This is a genomic window from Mycobacterium sp. NGS16, assembly GCF_059813225.1.
The window spans coordinates 137,638-158,021 of sequence record NZ_JCALEE010000002.1; the positions used below are offsets into that span (position 1 = coordinate 137,638).

Consider the following 20,384-nt stretch of genomic DNA (forward strand, 5'->3'; position numbering starts at 1 on the left):
CATGAGCGACGAACTGGCCCGCAAGACGTTCACCGCGCTCAAACAGCGCACCGACACCATCGCCGACGCCGAGCTCGACGAGTTCTGGGCGACGCTGCCCCCGGCCACCGTCGAGGGCATGATCGGCGAGTGGCGCGGCGGTGAGTTCGTCACCGGCCACAAGATGAACGGGCTGCTGGAGAAGGCGCGCTGGTTCGGCAAGACGTTCAACTCGGTCACCGACGTGCAGCCGCTGGTCTGCCTCGACGAGAACGGCAACAAGTTCTCCAACACCCGCCTCGGCAAGGGCGAGGCCAGTCTGTGGGCCGAGGAGTTCCGCGGCGAGGTGGTGGCCACCATGGTCTACGACGGCCAGCCCACCCACGACCACTTCAAGCGCGTCGACGACGACACCGTGATCGGCATCATGAACGGCAAGGGCGTGCTCGATAACGGCCGCTACTTCTACTTCTACCTGGAGCGGGTGGAGCGCCACGCTTAAGCGCGGCAAACGGCGGGAACCCTGCCACGCATGTCTACCTACCGAGTGCTGGACCCCCACGGCGACGTCGTGGCCACCAAAGACATCGCCAGTGCCGAAGACGCGCACGCCTGGTTCGTCGACGTCAAGGCCGATAACTCCGAACTGGGGTGGCGGATGGAGGTCGATCTCGACGGCCAGTGGCGGTTCTTCGACGACACCGAAGGCGACCGCGCTTAAGCCACTGGAACCCGCTCGCGTTCACTCTGGGCGGCCTCCTTGGAACCGCTGCGCAATGAGGCGACCACGGTGACCACCAGCACGCCGATGATCACCAGCAGCGACGGGCCCGTGCCGACCTCGATGACGCCGACGCCGTCTTCGTGCAGCGCGTGCAGGATCAGCTTCACCCCGATGAATCCGAGGATCGCCGCCAGGCCGTAGGACAGGTAGACCAGCCGGTCGAGCAGGCCGTCGATCAAGAAGTACAGCTGGCGCAGGCCCAGCAGGGAGAACGCCGTCGCGGTGAACACGATGTAGGTGTTCTGGGTGAGACCGAAGATCGCCGGGATCGAGTCGAGGGCGAACAGCACGTCGGTGCCGGCGATCGCGGTCATCACCACCAGCATCGGGGCCGCGACGACCTTCTTCGCCAGCCGGACGACGCCATCGGCGGCGAGGTGGGACGCTTCCCCGCGGGGAGCCTTGAACATGTTGCGGGCCGTCAACAGCAGGATCAGCCCGAAGAAGTAGAAGACCCAGGAGAACGTGTTGATCAGCGCCGCGCCGAGAAAGATGAAGCCGGTCCGGGCGGCCAAGGCAAGGGTGATGCCGAACAGCAGCACCTTCTGCTGATCCTCGCGCGGCACCCGGAAGCTGGCCATGATGACCAAGAAGACGAACAGGTTGTCCACCGAGAGCGCCTTCTCGGTGACGTAGCCGGCGAAGTACTCCGAGCCGGCGTCGGCCCCGCCGAACACGAGCATGCCGACCCCGAACAGCACCGCGACGCCGACGTAGGCGCCGGACCAGACCGCGGCTTCCTTCAGCGTCGGCACGTGCGGCTCGCGGACGTGGAAGACGAAGTCGAAAACCACCAGCCCGGCCAGGCCGACGACCGTCAGCCCCCATACCCAACCGGCAATGTCCATGTGCCACCCACGGTAGGCGGCCTAGGCAAAGCCGGATTGGCGTGCAGGTTGCGGGGCTATGACCGCCCGGTGAATGCGATCAACCGCTGCAGGGCCGGCGCGGAGTCGGGCACCGCGACGGGCTCGTCGAATCCCGCCCGGACCCGGCCCTCCGGCGTGATGATCGCCTGCGCCAGGCCCAACACATACTCGGCCAGCGGTTCGGGCACCTGCATGGTGCGGCTGGTCGCCGTCGCATAGTCCCAGGCGTGCACCAGGAATTCGACCGCCAGAATGCCCGCAGCCACCCTCGCCGGGAACTCATTCGAGCCGATGGTGACGGTGCCGTCCAGGCCACGGCCGTGCCAGGCGTCCAGCGCGGGCCGGGCCGCGGCGATGACCTGCCGTTCCGGCGACTCGGTGGCCTCGCGGGCCGGAAACTGCGCGCCGGCCGCGCCGCCGAGGAGGGTGATGGAGCCCAGCAGATGCTCGGTCAGCTGCGCGACGTCGAATTCCGAGCACGGCGTCGGATTGGACAGTTCGTCACTGCCGATGTGGTGCAGCACCTGCGCCAGCACCGCAAGGGTGGCTTCGGCACCCGCCAGCTCGTCGGTGGGGGGCGCGTCGGGACCGGGTCGCAGATCATGGGCCATGTTCCCAGGCTACGGTTCACCTATGACAGAGTCGTATGAATCCGTCACCGTCGAGATCAAAGACCACGTCGCCCAGGTGACCCTGATCGGCCCGGGCAAGGGCAACGCGATGGGTCCGGCGTTCTGGTCGGAGCTGCCGCAGGTGTTCGCCGCGCTCGACGCCGACCGCGACGTGCGAGCGATCGTGCTGACCGGCTCCGGCAAGAACTTCAGCTACGGGCTGGATCTGGCCGCGATGGGCGGGACGATGACGCCGATGCTGGCCGAGGGGGCGCTGGCCCGGCCGCGGGCGGACTTCCACCGCGAACTGCAGCGCATGCAGGGTGCGATCACCGCGGTCGCCGACTGCCGGACCCCGACCATCGCGGCGATTCAGGGCTGGTGCATCGGCGGTGGCGTCGACCTGATTTCGGCGGTCGACATCCGCTACGCGTCGGCCGACGCCAAGTTCAGCGTGCGCGAGGTCAAGCTGGCCATCGTCGCCGACGTCGGCAGCCTGGCCCGGCTGCCACTGATCCTGTCCGACGGGCACCTGCGCGAGCTGGCGCTGACCGGCAAGGACATCGACGCCGCCCGGGCGGAGAAGATCGGCCTGGTCAACGACGTTTATACCGACGCCGAGGCCTGCCTGGCCGCCGCGCACGCCACCGCCGCCGAAATCGCCGCCAACCCGCCGCTGACCGTGGCCGGGGTCAAGGACGTGCTCGACGAGCAGCGCACCGACCGGGTGGCGGCCAGCCTGCGCTACGTCGCGGCGTGGAACTCGGCGTTTTTGGCGTCCAAGGACCTGCTGGAGGGCATCGGCGCCATCATGGGCAAGCGCACGCCGAAGTTCACCGGCGAGTGATGGCCTGGCTCCTGCTGTTCGGAGCGATCGGCTTCGAGGTAGCCGGGACGCTGTCGATGCGCGCCTCCGACGGCTTCAGCCGATGGCAGTGGGCGATCCCGGTGGCCGTCGGCTACCTGGTGTCGTTCGTGTTGCTGGCTTTGGTGTTGAAGCGCGGCATGCCGGTCGGGGTGGCCTACGGGGTGTGGTCGGGCGTCGGGGTGGCCCTGACCGCGGCGCTGGCCCGGTTTTTCTTCGCCGACCCGTTCACGCCGGTGATGGCCGGCGGGGTGGTGCTGATCGGCGCCGGGGTGTACCTGCTGGAGTACGGGGCGCACGCGTGACGGCCTTCCGGCAGCCGGGCTTGGCCGACCTGGTCGCCACCCTCGACGTCGAGCGTGTCGACGACGAGCACTTCGTCGCCACCCAACTGGACAACCCACACCATCACATCGTCGGCGGGCACATCGCGGGCCAGGCGCTGATGGCGGCCAGCCGCACCGCCCCGGGCCGCAGCCCGCACAGCATGCACGTCTACTACGTGCGGGCCGGGGATGCCCGCCGCCCCGTCGACCTGCACGTGGATGTGGCCCGCGACGGCGGCACGCTGTCGACGCGGCAGGTCACCGCCCGCCAGGACGGTGAGATCCTGCTGGAAGTGCTCTCGTCGTTCAGTGCGGAGGTCGACGCGCCGGAGTACCAGCAGCCGATGCCCGAGGTGCCCGACCCGGATTCGCTGCCGCCGGTGCAAGACCAACTCGCCGACTACGCCGACGAGCTGGACGGCTACTGGGTGCAGCCGCACCCGTTCGAGCAGCGCTACATCGACCCGCACCCGCGGGCGGCCCTTGAGCTCGGCGAGTCGTCGCCGCGGATCCGGTTGTGGTGGAAGCCTTCTCAAGCAGTGCCTGCTGACGCTGCGTTGCACAGTGCGCTTTTGACCTATCTGTCCGGCACCAAGATGGTCGAGACGGCGGTGGCCATGCGCCGGGGCACCCCGGCCAGCGCGTTCAACGCGCTGATCGATCACGCACTGTGGTTTCAGCGGCCCGTGGACCTGTCGGATTGGGTGCTGTCCGACCAGTTCTCGCCCAGCGGTGTCGCCGGGCGCGGGCTGGCGACATCCACGATGTACAACCGGGCGGGGCAGCTGGTCTGCGTCGCGACCCAGGAACTCTATTTCGGCCGGGGCAAGGGCAGGGAGCGGCGGTGAAGATTCCCGAGATCTTGACACCCGATGGGCGGATCCGGGTTCCGGCCGACCTGGACGCGGTGACGGCGGTCGGCGAGGAGGATCATTCCGGTATCGATCCTGTTGCGGTGGAACGGATCTGGCAGGCCGCGCGGCACTGGTATTCGGCCGGTATGCACCCGGCGATCCAGCTGTGCCTGCGCCACAACGGCCGCGTCGTGCTCAACCGCGCGATCGGGCACGGGTGGGGCAATGCGCCCACCGATCCCGCCGACGCCGAGAAGGTGGCGGTGCGCATCGACACCCCGTTCTGCGCGTACTCGGCGGCCAAGGCGATCACCTCCACCGTGGTGCACATGCTCGTCGAGCGCGGCTGCTTCTCACTGGATGACCGGGTGGCAGACTATCTGCCCGGCTACGGCCGGTACGGCAAGGGGCGCACCACGATTCGTCAGGTGCTGACGCACAGTGCCGGGGTGCCGTTCGCCACCGGGCCGCGGCCGGACGTGACACGGGTCGACGACAGCGAGTACACCCGGCAGCAGTTGGCGAACCTGCGCGCGATCTACCCACCGGGGTGGGCGCACATGTACCACGCGCTGACCTGGGGACCCTTGATGCGCGAGATCGTCTCAGCGGCCACCGGGCGGCAGATCCGGGACATCCTCGCTGAAGAGATTCTCGATCCGCTGGGCTTCCGGTGGACGAATTTCGGTGTGGCCCAAGAGGACGTCGCGCTGGTGGCGCCCAGTCACGCCACCGGCCAGCCGCTGCCCGGGCCGGTGGCTGCGGTGTTTCGCCGGGCGATCGGCGGCACCATGCACGAGATCATTCCGTTCACCAACACCCCGCTGTATCTGACCAGCGTCATCCCGTCGTCGAACACCATCTCGACGGCGTTCGAGCTGTCTAAGTTCGCCGAGATCTGGCGCCGCGGAGGCGAACTCGATGGCGTGCGGGTGGTCTCGCCGGAGACCATGGCCGCCGCAACAGCGCAGTGCCGGCGGCTGCGCCCGGATGTGGCCACCGGCTTGGTGCCGTTGCGCTGGGGCACCGGCTACATGCTGGGCTCGGAGCGGTTCGGCCCCTTCGGCCGTGGTGCACCATCGGCGTTCGGACATCTGGGACTGGTCAACGTCGCGATCTGGGCGGACCCGGCGCGGGGGCTGGCCGCCGGGCTGATCTCCAGCGGCAAGCCCGGTCGCGATCCGGAGGCCAAGCGCTACGCCGCGCTGATGGACACCATCGCCGCGGAGCTGCCCCGCTCCGTGCGGTGACACTGCACTCAGGGCGCAAAAGTGCGAGTGGGTTGCGCCCTGAGTGCAGTGTGAACGGGGTGCTGTCAGCCGGGGAGGCCGTTGTTGCCGTTGGCCCCGTTGGCGCCGTTGCTGCCGGGGCTGGCGCCGGGACCACCGGCGGCACCGCCGGTCCCGCCGGTGCCGCCGGTACCGCGAGTGCCGCCTGCGCCACCGGGGGTGCCGCCGTTGCCGCCGTTACCACCCTTGCCGCCGGCCGGTCCGTTGCCGCCGTTGCCGTTGGCGCCGTCGTTCCCGCTGGTGCTGTCGCCGCCGGTGCCACCCTTACCACCGGTACCGCTGTTGCCGCCGTCGCCGCCGTTGCCGCCAGCCTGGCCGACACCGGCGTTGACGCCGCCCTTGCCACCGGTGCCACCGGTGCCGCCCGCGCCGCCGGCACCACCGACACCGCCCTTGCCGCCATCGCCGGTTACCGACGTGCCGCCGGTACCACCGACACCACCGTTGCCGCCGTTGCCGCCATCGGTTGCGTCGCCGCCGGCCGTGGTGGTTCCCGCGGTTCCGGCCGTGCCCGCTCGGCCGGCGCCACCGCTCCCGCCGGTCCCGCCGTTGCCGCCGTTGCCGCTGGTCGAGGCGCCACCGGTGCCACCGTTACCGCCGTTGCCACCGGTGCCGGCAGGCCCGCCACTGGCAGGGACGCCGCTCATCCCGCCGGCGCCACCGTTGCCGCCGTTGCCGCCGTTACCGCTGCCGGAGATACCGCCGGAGCCGCCGTCGCCGCCGTTACCGGAGGCCCCGCCGCTGGTTCCGATACCACCGGAACCACCGTTGCCACCGTTGCCACCGTTGCCGTCGAGACCGCCGTTGATGCCGGCACCGCCGGCGCCACCGGCGCCACCGTCGCCACCGCGCAGGCCGTTCCCGGCGGCATTGACCCCACCGGTGCCACCGGCCCCACCGGCGCCACCGGCGCCGGCAAGTCCATCGGCGCCGGTGCCGGAGGCACCTCCCGAACCGCCCTTTCCGCCGTTTCCGCCGTCGCCACCAGCGGTTCCGGACGCAGCGCCATTGAGACCGGCGCCGCCGGTGCCACCGACGCCACCGTTACCGCCGGTGCCGCTGCCGGAGGTACCACCGTTACCGGCGTTTCCGCCATTGCCGGCCGATCCGCCGATGACTCCGGCACCGCCGGCACCGCCGGCGCCACCGACGCCACCATTACCGGTGCCGGAGGTGCCACCGGTGCCACCGTTGCCACCGTCACCGGAGTCCCCGCCGTTGGTTCCGACGCCGCCGGCTCCACCGGCGCCACCGACGCCACCGGTGCCGTCCAGGCCACCGTTGACGCCGGCCCCGCCGGCACCACCGTTGCCGCCGTTGCCACCGTTCAGGCCGTTGCCGTCGGCGTCGACGCCGCCCACGCCGCCGGCACCGCCGGCACCACCGACGCCGGCGGCGCCCCAGGTGCCGCTGGTGGATGCCCCGCCGGTACCGCCCTTACCGCCATTGCCGCCGTCCCCGCCGACGGTCCCGGTGACGGTGTCGCTTCCGACCACACCCGCATGGCCGGCGCCACCGGCGCCGCCCACGCCGCCGGCACCACCGGCGCCGCTGCCAGAGGTCCCGCCGGCGCCACCAGCGCCACCGTTACCGGAGGACCCGCCGTTGACGCCGACGCCACCGGCGCCGCCGGCGCCACCCGCGCCACCGGCGCCGTCGAGTGCGTCGGTGCCCGCGGTCCCGTTGGTGCCGCTGGTGCTGATGCCACCGGCCCCGCCGTGGCCTCCGGTTCCACCAGCGCCGCCCTTACCGCCGTTGCCGCCGTCAAGGCCATTGCCGTTGGCATCGACACCGCCGACGCCGCCCTTACCGCCGACGCCACCGCTTCCGCCGACGCTGCCGTTGCCGCCGGCGCCACCGTTACCGGTGACCGCGCTGCCGCCGGCGCCGCCGTTTCCGCCGTTGCCGCCGTTGCCGGCGTCGTAGCCGTCGCCACCGGCCGCCCGTGGGTGCGGAATTCCCGCGGTCCCGGCACTCGCGGAGCCGCCGAAGAGGCCGGCATTGCCGCCGTTTCCGCCGTTACCGGTACCGGTCGCCGCGCCGCCGTTTCCACCGTCTCCGGCATTGCCGCCCGTGACGCCACCGCCACCGAAGCCACCGGTCCCGCCGTTACCGCCGTTGACCGCGCCGGCCCCGGTGCCGCCGGTGCCACCGGTGCCGCCGTTACCGCCGGGGCCCGGCGGGAAGCTGCCGCCCGCCGAGGAGCCCCCGTTTCCGGCGTTGCCGCCGTTGCCGGCATGGCTGGCGCCGAAGGGGTTGTTGGGGTTGGTGGCGCCAGCACTGTTGCCACCGGTACCGCCGTCGCCCCCGTCGCCGCCGGCCAGCTGCCCGCTGCCACCGGAGCCACCGTTGCCGCCGGTCCCACCGGACGCGGTGCCGTCGCCACCGGATCCGCCGTTACCGCCGACGCCGGCGAAGCCACCGCCCGACGACAGGCCCGCCGCGGCGGCGCCGCCGGTGCCGCCGGCACCGCCGTTACCGCCGGTGCTGATGACGCCGGCGCCAACCGCCCCGTCGGCGCCGTTTCCGCCGTCACCACCGACCCCGGCGATGCCGTTGGCCTTGGCGCCGCCGCCTGTTCCGCCGTTGCCACCGTTGCCGCCCTTGCTGAAGACGGTGCCGTCCCCGGACTTCCAGCCGGTGCTCTGCGCGCCGTCGGCGCCGGTGCCACCGTTCCCGCCGCTGCTGAAGGTGCCGGCACCACCGTTGCCGCCGTTGCCTCCGTTGCCGCCGACGTAGGTACCGGTGCCAGCCGCGCCGCCATCGCCGCCCTGACCACCCCAGCCGTTGACACCGCCCAGGACGAGCGGGACGTTGCCGCCGACCCCGCCGTTGCCGCCGTTGCCGCCGTTGCCGCCGATGGTCTGGACGGTGTTGTCGTCGGTCGCGGCGTCACCGGCGGCGCCACCGGCGCCGCCGCTACCGCCGTGGCCGTCTTCGGCGGTGTTGTTGCCGCCATTACCCCCGTTGCCACCGTTGCCGCCGTGGAGTGCACCGAACCCACCGGCGCCGCCATCGGCACCGTTGCCGCCCACGCCGCCGACGCCGACCCCGGCCCCGCCGTTGCCGCCGGCGCCGCCGGCCCCACCGGTCAGGCCGGCACCGCCATTGCCGGCCGCCCCACCGTTACCGCCCAGAGGTCCGGCGCCGCCGGTGCCACCGGTACCGCCGGCACCGCCGTTGCCGAGGTAGTCCCCGTTGGCGTCCTTGAAAGCGTCCCCGCCGTCGGTCCCGGCCGCCCCGGTGCCACCGACCCCGGCCGCACCGGCGCTTCCGTAGGAACCGTCGAACTTTTCGCCGCCCGCGCCGCCGGCGCCGCCAGCGGCACCCGCGCCGCCGTTGGCACCGTTGAGGTGCGCTGCGATGCCGTCGTCGACGCCGTTGGCGGAGGTGCCGGTGCCACCGGCGGCGCCGCCGGCCCCACCGTTGCCGCCATTGCCGTAGAGGAAGCCGCTACGGCCGCCGGCACCACCGGCCCCACCGGTGCCGCCGGTGCCGCCGATGCCGGTACCGCCGTTGGCGTAGCTGCCGTTGGCGCCCGCGGTGCCATTGCCGCCGGCGCCGCCGTTGCCGCCGTTGCCAAAGAACCAGCCGACCGCGTCGCCACCGTTGCCGCCGGCACCGCCGCTGCCGCTCACACCGACACCCATACCGCCGGCACCACCGTCACCGCCGATGCCCATGAAGGAGCCGCCGGCACCGCCGTTGCCGCCCGCACCGGTCTCGAAGCCGTCACCGCCGGCACCGCCGTTGCCGAACCATCCTGCGGCACCGCCGTTTCCGCCGGCCAGCGCCGCGTCATTGCTGTCCCAGCCGGCACCGCCGTCACCGAACCACAGACCGCCGTCGCCGCCATCGGGGTTCTCGGCCGTCCCGGCCGCGCCGTCGCCGATCAAGAACAGCCCGGAGGACTCATTGATCCATCCGTTGACCAGCTCACCGAGATCGCTGTTGATCCAAGCCTCCACACCGAGGTGGATCGGTTGGTAGAACCATTGGTCGATAATGCTGGTCATGTCGAATTGGCTGCTGTCGGCGGCCAGTGGGGTATCTACCGATGCGGCGGGGCCGAACAGGTCCATCAGCCAGTCCATCCCGTCGTCGGCCTGCGCCGACGGAAGGCCCGCCAGCGGCATCATTCCGAACGCCAAGAAGGCGGTGGCCGCACCACCGGCACCGATCGCCCGCCTGTGACGCGATTGACCGGCCTGCTGATGACCGCGGCGCCGGGTGCTGCTGTGACGACGACTCATTGAGGAACACCTTTCATCAGATGTAAAACCTTGGGGTAGTGGAGTTTTGGAGAGGCGGGTCAGCCGAAGATGCCGTTGAGCAGGTCCTGCAGCCCGCTGAACGCGTCGGTGGCCTGTGCGCTCAGTCCGCCGTCGTCAAGGAAGTCGTCCGGGATGGTGGGCAGCTCGACACCGACCCCGGGCGGCGTCACAACAACGGGGCCCTTACCGTCCCAGCCCGAGCCCAGCAGCGCCCCGACGATCTGTCCCCATGCCTGCATGGCGCCGATCGGGCCAACGCCCACGCCGTCCACCGCGATCTTGCCGAGAACCGGGACACCCACCATCTCCAGTCCGAGCGAGTTGAAGATGGAGCCGCCCACCGCGGGAACAGCGGCCTCGATTTCGCCGCCGGCGCCGAGCACCTGATAGGGGCCGACGGTCACCGCGCCCGGGCTGAGCAGGCCACCGAAGGCCACCTCCAAGTGGTCCAGGCTCATGCCGTTCGGGAGGAACCCCGCGTCATTGATCATCGGCAGGATCGAGTCGAGGTTGAGCGTGGCGCCGTTGAGGAAGCCGCCGTAGGTCGCGGCGAGGACTTCGTTGAAGCTGTCGCCGTCGTTGATGCTGTTCATCATGGCGATCCAGGGGCTGATGCCCGGCCCCAGCGAACCCATGATGATTCCGGACAGCGGTGAAGCCAGGAAGTTGAGAACCTGCGACACCATGTCCTTGTCCACGTCGGGCGGCAGAAAGCCCGGGACCTGACCGAACAGGAAGAGATGGCCCGTCGGGGCCGAGCCCCCGTTGAGGGTGTGGTGACTGACGATGTCCGAAGTCGCCTTGTCGACGTCCCCCAGCAGCGTGTAGCCGTCGCGCACCGCCACCCAGTGCTCCTGGATCGCCGTGTTGATGGCGGCGAGCGTGCTGCTGCTCGGGTCGTCCAGGAACTGCTGCGCGTAACCCATGACGTTGGCGTACAGCTGCTGGAACGCCACTTCGGGCGCCAGCATGTAGTTGTTGAGCAGGGTCGTGGCGTTGGCGGAGGCGGTGTTGAACACGTCCACCCACGGGTCGGCCAGCTCAGGCAGGCCCCCACCCGCGGTGAGCGCGACGTCAACGACCGTGGGGACCGCGGGCGCCGGCGACACTACCGGTGTGGCCGCGATCAGGCCGGTCCCGGCGATGACGACACCGGCCGTGGCGTAGGGGCGAAGAATGGCGTGCAAGGGGGACTCCTTCAGTCTTGTGACTCAGCACACGAAAAGTAACTGAGGCGAACCTGAAAAACACGTCGCTGACGGGTCAGTTCTCGAAACTGTGCCGCCGCCTACTTCTTCGGCAATGTGACCACTGCGGCAAATCCGCAGGTAATGCGGATCGCTCGCGGCGACAGCAAATGATTCCCGAAGGCCGGATGGTTCGACTGGAAATTACCGGGCGGTAGTAACTGGAACACGTTCATCCCGCCGGATTTCGCGTCTCGTCGGCGCGTAATTGCCGCTGAACTGGGGATGTAGTGGCGGTAGACCACCGCCCTGCGAGGATTTCGGAAACAGGTGTCAAGTATTGAAATCGCAGCGCGCCCGCTGATACGGGCAAACTATCGATAACCGCGGGAACCCGGGCTACCCGGGCCCGAAGATGCACTCCTCGCCGTGGATCGACCGGCTTAAGGGGAGGAACATCGGATGCTGGGATGGATGGCAGTGCGAACGTACTGAGAAACTCGCAGGATTTTGCCAGCCATGTCCCAGCCGTGAGCCGGGCGACGCGTGCGGCGGCACCGCCGGCCGTGAAGCCAGGGCAGGCGCGCTCAGCGGTGCCCGGGCTTGGCCGGGAGACCTGCTGCCTTCAACGACGTGTTGATCTGATCGCAGCTGGCGCCGAGGGCGAGCATCTGTTGTCGAGACATCCGATTCACGTAGAGCAACCGAACCTGCTGGGCGTAAGTCTTGGTGGCCTCCCTGACCCGCATCCGTCCATCGGGAGTGATCTCGGCCAGCACTCCCCGACCATCTCCGGGGCTGCGAACGCGGTGGAGGAGCCCGCGGACTTCCAGGCGGCCGGTCAGCCAGGTCACCCGACTGCGCAACAGCATCAACTCCTCGGCCAGTTCGCTCATCCGGGCAGACCCGTTGTCAGATTTGGTCAGAAAGTCCAGCAACCGGAGTTCGAACAGATTGAGCCGGTGCTGTTCCATCAGGTGCCGGTTCAGCACGGCCAACAGGCCCATCGACGCCTCGACAAACTGCTGCCATGTTTCTTGCTCGACGTCATCGAGGCCCGGCAGCCGAATCATCGACGGCTCAATACCTGTCCGCTCCACGCCGGGCGACGGTACCGAACGAGATCCCGCAGCGGTTGCGGAAATCGACGTGGCAGCAACGCTTTCCGCAAAGATCTGGCGTAACTCCGAGGGGGCCGCAAACTTGTGGAACACTCGTCAGCGCTGCTGACGGTGCCTGGCGTCGCCGTCCCCGCAAATAATCCAAAGTATCCTGGTTAATTCAACCGGAAAATAACTCCTGGGTAACTTTCTTCCAATCTGGTCCTAGCGCATTCCGCAGCGTAACCGACGCCCCGGGACCCGCGGTTCATTACTGCACCGAGGTGTTGTGAAGCCGGGTCTTCGTTAACCACCGACAGCACGGCCCGCGGGCTGGGCAAGGTCTATCCCAACGCCTCGGGGATCGGCGAGGCAGAGCTGTCCGGCTTCAGCCCGGAGGTGATCCGTCGGCAGTTCTCTTCAAGGGTAGAAAGCTGCCGCCGCGACAACGAGCCGATGAGATGGGTCCGGACACCGTGGGCGTAGCTGTGGCTGGCCACCGCCACCACCTGCCGGCCCTCGTCGGTGATCCTGGCCACCACGCCGCGCCGATCCAGAGAATTCGGCTCGCGGTGTACGAACTGGCGTTCCTCCAACCGCTTGATCCGCTTGGTCATGTGATGCGGGTTGGCGGCCAACGCCTCAGCCAGGTCACCCATGCGTGCGGTGCCGTCGGCGGATCTGGCCAGGATGTCCAACACTCGTATGTCGATCACTGAGAGCTGATGCGCCCCTGCGAGCTGCCGGTCCATCGCGGTGTGAAACCGCAGTGCGGCATCCAAGAAGTGCTGCCAGGACTTGCGTTCGGCGATGTCCAATCCAGGCAGGTCACTGGCGGTACGACGACGGTAAGGACGCTGCATGCCGTCATGCTAATCGAGCCCCGCTGGCCGACTGGGTTCCGTTTTGTCGGAAATTTTTCGCGTCGGGTTGTCCCGTTCGAGGGCAATGGTTGTCGCCGGGAGCCGGGCACTACGGCGCACAGTTCCGGCACGCTAGCCACGGCAGCGCACCCGACCAAAGACCGGGGTGATCTGTCACCGATGACGCGACTCATCACAACGGCGGTGGCGGAGGGATTTGAACCCCCGGACGGTTTTAGCCGTCTCTCGCTTTCAAGGCGAGTGCATTAGGCCGCTCTGCCACGCCACCGCGGGAATCGTACCTTGGCCATGCCGGTGCACCCGAACTGTCGCAAACTCGTACGCATACGGGCGTTTTGGTGCGAGTTTGCGACTGCTCGTGGCCGATTCAGCCGGGCTGCCCACTGCCGCCGTCGGTACCGGGCTGACCCGGCGGGGTGCCGGTGCCCGCCACGCCGCCGGCGCCGCCTGCTCCGGCCGCCCCGGCTGCGCCGTGCGCCCCGCTGGTGCCGCTGGTGCTGGTGCCGCCCGCGCCGCCGGCCGCGCCGTTGCCGCCGGTGCCGCCGTCGCCACCGTTGCCGCCGGGCAGGGTGTTGCCCTCGGCATCGGTGCCGCCGTTGCCGCCGCGGCTGCCGGCGCCTCCGGTGCCGCCCTTGCCGCCGGCACCGCCGTTCCCGCCGTTGCCGTCGACTGCGCTGCCGCCGGCGCCGCCTTGGCCTCCATTGCCTGCGACGCCACCGTCGTGGCCGTTGCCGCCGGGTGCGTGTGCGGGATTGGTTGCCGGCGCGCCCGTGTAGCCGGTTCCGCCGACGCCGCCGTTACCGCCATTGCCGGCGTCGACGCTCCCGAGGGCACTACCACCGGTCCCGCCGGACCCGCCCTCGCCGCCGACGCCGACGGTGCCGGTGCCACCCATGCCGCCGTCGCCGCCGTCGCCGGCGTGGCTGGGGCCGGTGCCATAGGGGTTGTTGGCGGGCATCATGACGCCGCCGCTGTCGCCGCCGGTGCCGCCGGCACCGCCGTCGCCCGCAGTGCCGCCCGACCCACTACCGCCGAGTAGGACCATGCCCGCGCCGCCACTGCCACCGGTGCCGCCATTGCCGCCCGATGCCGTGCCGCTTCCGCCGTTGCCGCCTACACCGCCGGTACCGGCGTTGCCGCCGCCGTACGCGGTGCCGCCGGCGCCGCCGCTGCCGCCGTTGCCACCCACGCTGATGACACCCGGCCCGGTCGCCCCGGCACCGCCGTTGCCGCCGCTGCCACCGGCCGCAGCATCACCGGCGTAAGAACCACCGCCGGACGAGCCGCTACCGCCGTTACCGCCGTGGCTCCAGATGGTTCCGGTTCCGTCGTCCCAGCCGGTGCTGTCGCCGCCGTTGCCACCGCGGCCGCCGGCCCCGCCGGTGGCACCCGATCCGGCACCGAAGAAGCTGTCACCACCATTACCGCCGGCATAGGTTCCGGCACCGCCGTCCCCACTGTCGCCGCTGGCCCCACCGACCCCCGTTTGGCTGCTTCCGCCCATACCGCCACCGCCGCCGTCGCCGCCAATGGTCTTGACGGTGTTGTCGCCGGTAGCCCCATTGCCTCCAGCGCCACCATTACCGCCCGCACCACCGGCACCGTCTTGGGATGGAGCGCCCCAGCCGCCCCAGCCGCCGTTTCCGCCAGTGCCCGCGGTGGCATCTCCGCCGGCTCCGGCATTTCCGCCGGCGCCGCCGGTGTTGTTGCCGGCGGACTGGCCGCCGTTTCCGCCCCAGCCGCCGGCGCCACCGTTGAGGCCGTTGCCGCCGTGGCCACCAAGGCCGCCGTTGCCGCCGACGTTGCCGTTGCCGGCGATCCCGCCGTCGCTGCCGGAACCACCGTTGCCCAGGTAGTGGCCATTCACGTCTTGGTAGGCGTCGCCGCCGTTACCAGCGTCGCCACCGTCGCCGCCGTTGCCGAGCTGCCCGACGTGCCCGTACATGGGGCTGGTGTAGATGGAGGAGCCGCGCCCGCCGGCCGCACCGCCGGCGCCGCCACCCCAGGACCAGCCACCGTTCCCGCCGTCGACGTGATCGACGGTGCCGGTGGCGCCGTCGCCCCCCTTACCGCCGGCTCCGGCGTTGCCACCGTTGCCGCCGTTGCCGAACATGAAGCTGCTGCGCCCACCGGCGCCGCCGTTGCCGCCGTAACCGCCGGCTATGCCGTTGCCGTCGCCGCCGTTGGCGAATGTTCCTGCGGCGCCGGCCAGCCCATCGGCCCCGTTACCGCCGATCCCGCCGTTGCCGAAGAACCACCCCGACGCGTTGCCGCCGTCGCCGCCGTTGCCGCCAGCAACAGCAGGATCCAGGGCTATCCCACCGTTGCCGCCGGCGCCGCCGTTGCCCATCCAGATCCCGCCGGCCCCACCGTCGCCGCCGTTCGCGCCCGCGCCACCATCACCGCCGGCGCCACCGTCGCCGAACCAGCCAGCCGCATTGCCGCCAGCGCCGCCGGCTACGCCGGCTTCAGTGCTGTCCCAACCGTTTCCACCGTCGCCAAACCACAAGCCGCCGTTGCCGCCATCGGGATTCTCGGCGGTGCCGTCGATCCCATCCCCGATCAGGTATTGACCCGCAGCGGTGTTGATCCAGCCGTTGACCATCGACCCGAAATCACTGTTGATCCAGGCCTCCATCGAGGCGTGAATCGGGTCGTAGAACCACTGATCGATCATCGAGGTCCAGTCGAAGGCGCCCGCATCGGCCGGGCCAGCGGCCAGCCACGCCGAGGAATCGAAAAGATCAGCAAACCAATCGAATTCATCAGCCTGGGCCGGCGGTGCCGCGGTCAGTGGCGCCATTCCGATAGTCAGGAAAGCGCCCACGGTACTGGCGAAGCCGATCGCTCGCTGGTGACGGCGGCTGGTGTGGTGACGAATCATGTTGTGGGTTGCCTCTCTAAGCAACTAAGGGGACAGGGTTTTGGGAGATCAGAGGCCGAGCAGGTCGCCGAGCCAGCCGAACGCGTCGGTCGCGGCGCCGCTGCCGCCGTCGTCGAGGGCATCAGTAGGCAGCAGCGGCAGACCGGCGCCGGCCAGCGGCGGGGTCACCACCACCGCGCCCTTGCCATCCCAACCCGACCCCAACAACGCGCCGACGGTTTGGCCCCAGGCCTGCCACGCGGCGATCGGCCCGATGCCGGCGCTGTTGAGGTCGAGGGTGCCCAGGACTGGCACGCCGCTGAATTCGATGCCCACGCTTTGGAAGATCGATCCGCCGACCGCGGGCACCGAGGCGGCGACCTCACCGCCGGGACCAAGAACCTGATACGGGCCCACCGCGACGGCACCCGGGGACAGCAGCCCGCCGAAGGCGATGTCGAGGTGGTCCATGTTCATCCCGGCCGGGAAGTATCCGGACTCGTTGATCATCGGCAACAACGCATCCAGATTCAGGGTGGCGCCGTTAAGGGTGGCCCCCCACATATTGGCCAGGGTGTCGCCGAAACTGTCGTGGTCGGTGATGCTGTTGTACAACGCGATCCACGGGCTGATCGCCGGGCCGAGCATGCCCATCAGGACCGCGCTGGCCGGGGAGCCCAGGTAGTCGATGATCGGCATGATCATCGACTTGTCCACATCGGCCGGGATATAGCCCGCCACCTGACCGAACATCAGCTGATGGGTGCCATCCATGGTGTGGTTGAGCACGGTGGCGTGGGTGGCGTCGGTCTCGTTCTGCAGCGCCCAGCCCGAGATCACCGCGTTGAGATGCGTCTGAATCTCCTCGTTGACCGCATTGGTCGAACCCGATGGGTCATTGGCCAACTGGTCCCAGTAGTCCAGCTGGTTGGCCCAGAACTGCTGCATGCCGACCCCAGGCGCCAGGTACCAGTTGTTCAACAGGCTGGTCATGTTGGCCGAGGCGGCATTGAGCACGTCATCCCACGCACTGGTCAACGCCACCGCCCGGGATTGGACGTCACGCAGCGCGGGCAGCGGCGCGGACAGCGGGGTAACCGCGACGAGACTGGCTCCGACCAGTGCCACACCAGCGGTGGCGTAGGGGCGAATGGTGGCGTGCAAGGGGAACTCCTCGACAGGTGAATGTGGTGACGCTCTGAACAGCGCTGAACGTAACTAAGCGGGGGCTGAGTGTCTCTAATCGAACGTTGTTATTCGCGAACACGTTTGGTGGCGCGATCGTCTGTACGTCCGGCTGGCCCCCGCGAATGCCCACGTCAGCGCCGTAATTGGGGCAGCCGATGTAACGGCGGGACCACGCGGAAACTACTTCAAGTGGTAACTACTCGCGGGTAACCGGTTCCGGTTGCCCCCCAGGCGAAGCAGCGACCGATGATGCAGCAAATAATGAGAACGGTTCTCGTAGAAATCATCGCGCCGCGCCGGCCGTGGCCTGGGACGAACGGTGAATACCGTTGGCGCACAGTGCTTGTCATGTCAACGGGCGGAGCGGGCGATGGGGCATCTGACAGCCGTGGAGCGCCTTGCGCCGCCGCCTTCCGGCGAACGGGTCAGGCCGGGCGCCCTGCCCCGGATTTCAGCGGAACACTGATCCGGCGACACGCGTCGCCGAGGGCGATCGCCTGCGGGCGCGACATCGGATCCAAGTACATCCTGCGAATCTCCTTGGCGTAGCAGGCAAGCGCAGACCCCAATCGTGCCCGCCCCGGAGCGGTGATCCCGGCGACCACACGGCGCCGATCGCCCTGCCCCGGTCCTCGGCGCACCAGGTCATCGGATTCCAGCCGGGCGATGTGCTGGGTGACGCCACTGGGCGTCAGCGCGAACGCCTCGCCCAACGTGCTCATCGGCACGGCGCCGCCCGGCGATTTGGCGATTCGGTCCAGCAACAGCACGTCGATCAACGCGAGCCGATGGGCGGCATGCAGGCGGTCATGCATCGCCGGAAACAGCGCCTCCGCCGATTCGAGGAACTCGTGCCAACACCGCTTACCCGCATCGTCGACCCCCGGCATGTAGCAGCTCGGGGCCTCCGGAAAGGTCTGATCGGATGCGACGACGCCATGTTGCCGATCCGGGGCGCTCAGGGCTTGCCTGATGCGCCAACAGTTCTCCGCGATCGTATTCATCTGCCGGGCCGACAGTGGACCGAGCAGGTGGGTCGCCACACCTCGCGTGTAGCTGATTCGCGCCCGGTCGACCATGGCGCGGCCGTCATCGGTGACGAGCGCGACCACCCCGCGCCGGTCCTGCGGGTCTCCTTCACGCTGCACCAGCCCGCGCGCCTCCAGGCGGTCGATCCGCTTGGTCATCTGGCGCCGGGTCGCCGCCAACGCGCCGGCCAGATCGCCCATCCGACCCGATCCGTCGGCGGACTTGGTCAAGATGTCCAGCACCCGCAGGTCGATCACCGACAACTGATGCTCCGCGTTGAGCAACCGGTTCAGCAGCGCATCGAAGCGCAGCACGGCATCCAAATAGTGTTGCCAGGCTTGTCGTTCGGCGAGGTCCAAGCCGGGCAGGTCACTCCCGGTCCGGGGGCGTTCGCGGCGCTGCACAGCGTCATGCTAAGCGATTCCGGCTGGTAGTAGCGTGTTCGGCATGCGTGCCATCGTCGCTGAGTCCCCCGAGGTGTTGTCCTGGCAAGAGGTCGCCGACGTGCGGCCAGCGGCCGGCGAGGTGCTGATCCGGGTCGCCGCGGCCGGGGTGAACCGGGCCGACCTGCTACAGGCGGCCGGCAAGTATCCGCCCCCGCCGGGGGCCAGTGACACCATCGGGTTGGAGGTCTCTGGGGTGGTCGCCGCCGTCGGCGATGGGGTATCCGATTGGGTTGTCGGGCAAGAGGTTTGCGCGTTGCTGGCCGGCGGAGGCTACGCGGAGTACGTCGCGGTGCCGGCCCCGCAGGTGCTGCCGATTCCAGGCGGCGTGGACCTGGTCGATGCCGCCGGCCTGCCGGAGGTGGCCTGCACGGTGTGGTCGAATCTGGTACAAACGGCGGGGCTGACCGAGGGACAACAGCTGCTGGTGCACGGCGGGGCGAGCGGGGTGGGCAGCCACGCCATTCAAGTGGCCCGACAGCTCGGGGCGTGGGTGGCCGTCACCGCCGGCTCGGAGGCCAAGCTGGCGTTCTGCCGCGAGCTGGGCGCCGACGTCACCATCAACTATCACGACGAAGACTTCGTCGCGAGGATCCGCGAGGCCGGCGGCGCCGACGTGATCCTGGACATCATGGGCGCGGCCTACCTGGACCGCAATATCGACGCGCTGGCCGATGACGGGCGCCTGATCGTCATCGGAATGCAGGGCGGGGTCAAAGCCGAAGTGAACTTGGGCAAGCTGATCGGCAAACGCGCCGGAGTGATCGGCACCGCCTTGCGCGGCCGGCCGGTGGAGGGCCCGCACGGTAAGGGCGCCGTCGTGGCCGCGGTGACCGGCAAGGTGTGGCCGATGCTCGCCGACGGCCGGATCAAGCCGGTGATCGGCGCGCGGGTGCCCATCGAGCAGGTCGGCGAGGCGCACCGGCTGCTGTCCTCGGGTGAGGTGACCGGCAAGGTTGTGCTGACGCTCTAGCGTCGAATGTGCGGGGTGTCATTTCGACCGGGATTGCGGAGCCGATACCGGTAGGTCAACGTAGCATCAGTGGCGAACCCATTGGCGACGGCGCTGCCGTCAACGGATTCCCAGGAGGCACTTGCCATGGCTACCGAAACCGCTTCGGCTACACCGAGTTCCGGTGCACGATGAGTTCACTCATGCCGCGGCAACGGCCCGACGTCACTGACGAGGTTCGCACGGTTCCGCCGCCCCCGCTGCCGGTACTGGCAGAGCCGTACAGCATCCGCTTCGCAGACCCGGCCGGCGACGCCGAGATGATCTCCGAATGGATGAACCGGCCGCACCTGGAAGCAACGTGGGACTACGCTTATCCGGCCGACGAATGGCGGCGCCACTTGGAGATCCAATTCGAAGGCAGCTACTCGCGTCCCTACGTCTACAGCGTCGACGGGCGGCCGCTGGGATACATGGAATTGTTCCGCGCCGCACAGGACGACATCTCTACCGTGTACGACGCCCATCCCTACGACGTGGGGTTGCACGGCGCCATGGCTGACCCCGACATGGTTGAAAAAGGCCACGGGGCGAACATCTTTGGCCCGTTGGTCTCCAGCATCTTCCGGGCTGAACCGCAGTGCCGACGGATCATCGGAGATGCTCACGCCGCCGGCTCGTATGGACGTCGGTTCTGGGAGCGGCGGGGTGGGGTTTTCCTCGGCGAACACTACATGGCCAAGTGGGATCAGCAGATCGCGCTGTTCGCCTGGCCGAGAGACCCCCAGGACGTTCCGGCCTATCGCCGTACGTCGTAGCGCGGCCGACGGGACATTTCCGCACGCCCACGGCAACGTCTGTGAACGGGCGAGGGCCCGGCCCGACAC

The 20,384-nt window shown here is 69.5% G+C and carries 17 protein-coding genes and 1 tRNA gene; 8 read left to right on the forward strand and 10 right to left on the reverse strand.

Annotation, left to right across the window (positions count from 1 at the left end):
- Position 1 precedes the first annotated feature (1 nt).
- Complete coding sequence (locus tag AC5Y4Q_RS06475; protein ID WP_064919893.1) at positions 2-481, forward strand: DUF4334 domain-containing protein; 480 nt, start codon at positions 2-4, stop codon at positions 479-481.
- Between the two features lie 30 nt (positions 482-511).
- Positions 512-700: a hypothetical protein gene (locus AC5Y4Q_RS06480; protein ID WP_064919892.1), complete on the forward strand. Its 189-nt coding sequence runs from the start codon at positions 512-514 to the stop codon at positions 698-700.
- Here the strand turns inward: AC5Y4Q_RS06480 and AC5Y4Q_RS06485 are convergent.
- Together AC5Y4Q_RS06485 and AC5Y4Q_RS06490 are read right to left on the reverse strand one after the other, a co-directional pair.
- Positions 697-1,611, reverse strand: a complete 915-nt coding sequence (locus AC5Y4Q_RS06485) for a TerC family protein (protein ID WP_065019143.1) — start codon at positions 1,609-1,611, stop codon at positions 697-699. The two genes, AC5Y4Q_RS06480 and AC5Y4Q_RS06485, sit on opposite strands and share 4 nt — an antisense overlap.
- Positions 1,612-1,667: 56 nt before the next feature.
- Positions 1,668-2,243, reverse strand: a complete 576-nt coding sequence (locus tag AC5Y4Q_RS06490; protein ID WP_065019142.1) for a TIGR03086 family metal-binding protein — start codon at positions 2,241-2,243, stop codon at positions 1,668-1,670.
- Between the two features lie 22 nt (positions 2,244-2,265).
- Here AC5Y4Q_RS06490 and AC5Y4Q_RS06495 point away from each other — a divergent pair, with 22 nt between their 5' ends.
- Genes AC5Y4Q_RS06495 through lipE form a run of 4 tightly spaced genes read left to right on the forward strand, consistent with a single transcriptional unit; the run spans position 2,266 to position 5,538 of the window.
- The gene (locus AC5Y4Q_RS06495) at positions 2,266-3,090 is read left to right on the forward strand and encodes a crotonase/enoyl-CoA hydratase family protein (RefSeq protein WP_065019141.1); all 825 of its coding nucleotides are present in this window, start codon (positions 2,266-2,268) and stop codon (positions 3,088-3,090) included.
- Positions 3,090-3,413 (forward strand): DMT family transporter, encoded by a 324-nt coding sequence (locus AC5Y4Q_RS06500; RefSeq protein WP_065019140.1) that lies wholly within the window; start codon positions 3,090-3,092, stop codon positions 3,411-3,413. Before AC5Y4Q_RS06495 ends, AC5Y4Q_RS06500 begins: the two co-directional genes overlap by 1 nt.
- A complete protein-coding gene (locus AC5Y4Q_RS06505) occupies positions 3,410-4,282 on the forward strand; it encodes an acyl-CoA thioesterase (RefSeq protein ID WP_064919887.1) in 873 nt (290 codons plus the stop codon). The genes AC5Y4Q_RS06500 and AC5Y4Q_RS06505 overlap by 4 nt, the downstream gene beginning before the upstream one ends.
- A 14-nt stretch (positions 4,283-4,296) precedes the next feature.
- Positions 4,297-5,538: a lipase LipE gene (gene lipE / locus AC5Y4Q_RS06510; RefSeq protein WP_064919909.1), complete on the forward strand. Its 1,242-nt coding sequence runs from the start codon at positions 4,297-4,299 to the stop codon at positions 5,536-5,538.
- Positions 5,539-5,603: 65 nt separating this feature from the next.
- Here lipE and AC5Y4Q_RS06515 read toward each other — a convergent pair whose 3' ends face one another.
- The 8 genes from AC5Y4Q_RS06515 to AC5Y4Q_RS06550 all read right to left on the reverse strand — a co-directional run bounded on the left by AC5Y4Q_RS06515 (position 5,604) and on the right by AC5Y4Q_RS06550 (position 18,506).
- Entirely contained in the window at positions 5,604-9,830 is a 4,227-nt protein-coding gene (locus AC5Y4Q_RS06515; protein WP_499958437.1) for a PGRS repeat-containing protein, read from the reverse strand.
- A gap of 59 nt (positions 9,831-9,889) precedes the next feature.
- A complete protein-coding gene (gene gjpA, locus AC5Y4Q_RS06520) occupies positions 9,890-11,038 on the reverse strand; it encodes an outer membrane porin GjpA (protein WP_065019138.1) in 1,149 nt (382 codons plus the stop codon).
- A 587-nt stretch (positions 11,039-11,625) separates the two neighbouring features.
- The gene (locus AC5Y4Q_RS06525) at positions 11,626-12,252 is read right to left on the reverse strand and encodes a MarR family winged helix-turn-helix transcriptional regulator (RefSeq protein ID WP_342707963.1); all 627 of its coding nucleotides are present in this window, start codon (positions 12,250-12,252) and stop codon (positions 11,626-11,628) included.
- Positions 12,253-12,482: 230 nt separating this feature from the next.
- Positions 12,483-13,001: a MarR family winged helix-turn-helix transcriptional regulator gene (locus tag AC5Y4Q_RS06530; RefSeq protein ID WP_064919883.1), complete on the reverse strand. Its 519-nt coding sequence runs from the start codon at positions 12,999-13,001 to the stop codon at positions 12,483-12,485.
- 202 nt (positions 13,002-13,203) lie between these two features.
- Positions 13,204-13,290: transfer RNA gene (locus AC5Y4Q_RS06535), tRNA-Ser, on the reverse strand.
- A gap of 99 nt (positions 13,291-13,389) precedes the next feature.
- Complete coding sequence (locus AC5Y4Q_RS06540; protein ID WP_064919882.1) at positions 13,390-15,825, reverse strand: PGRS repeat-containing protein; 2,436 nt, start codon at positions 15,823-15,825, stop codon at positions 13,390-13,392.
- 129 nt (positions 15,826-15,954) lie between these two features.
- Positions 15,955-17,049 carry an outer membrane porin GjpA gene (gene gjpA / locus AC5Y4Q_RS06545; protein ID WP_064919881.1) on the reverse strand — a complete coding sequence of 365 codons (1,095 nt, stop codon included), beginning with the start codon at positions 17,047-17,049 and terminating at the stop codon, positions 15,955-15,957.
- 449 nt (positions 17,050-17,498) lie between these two features.
- A complete protein-coding gene (locus AC5Y4Q_RS06550; RefSeq protein ID WP_165604321.1) occupies positions 17,499-18,506 on the reverse strand; it encodes a MarR family transcriptional regulator in 1,008 nt (335 codons plus the stop codon).
- 43 nt (positions 18,507-18,549) lie between these two features.
- Between AC5Y4Q_RS06550 and AC5Y4Q_RS06555 the strand changes: the two genes are divergently transcribed.
- Both AC5Y4Q_RS06555 and AC5Y4Q_RS06560 read left to right on the forward strand, forming a co-directional pair.
- Positions 18,550-19,518 carry an NAD(P)H-quinone oxidoreductase gene (locus AC5Y4Q_RS06555; RefSeq protein WP_064919907.1) on the forward strand — a complete coding sequence of 323 codons (969 nt, stop codon included), beginning with the start codon at positions 18,550-18,552 and terminating at the stop codon, positions 19,516-19,518.
- A 182-nt stretch (positions 19,519-19,700) separates the two neighbouring features.
- Positions 19,701-20,315, forward strand: a complete 615-nt coding sequence (locus AC5Y4Q_RS06560; protein WP_234786437.1) for a GNAT family N-acetyltransferase — start codon at positions 19,701-19,703, stop codon at positions 20,313-20,315.
- Positions 20,316-20,384: the final 69 nt, after the last annotated feature.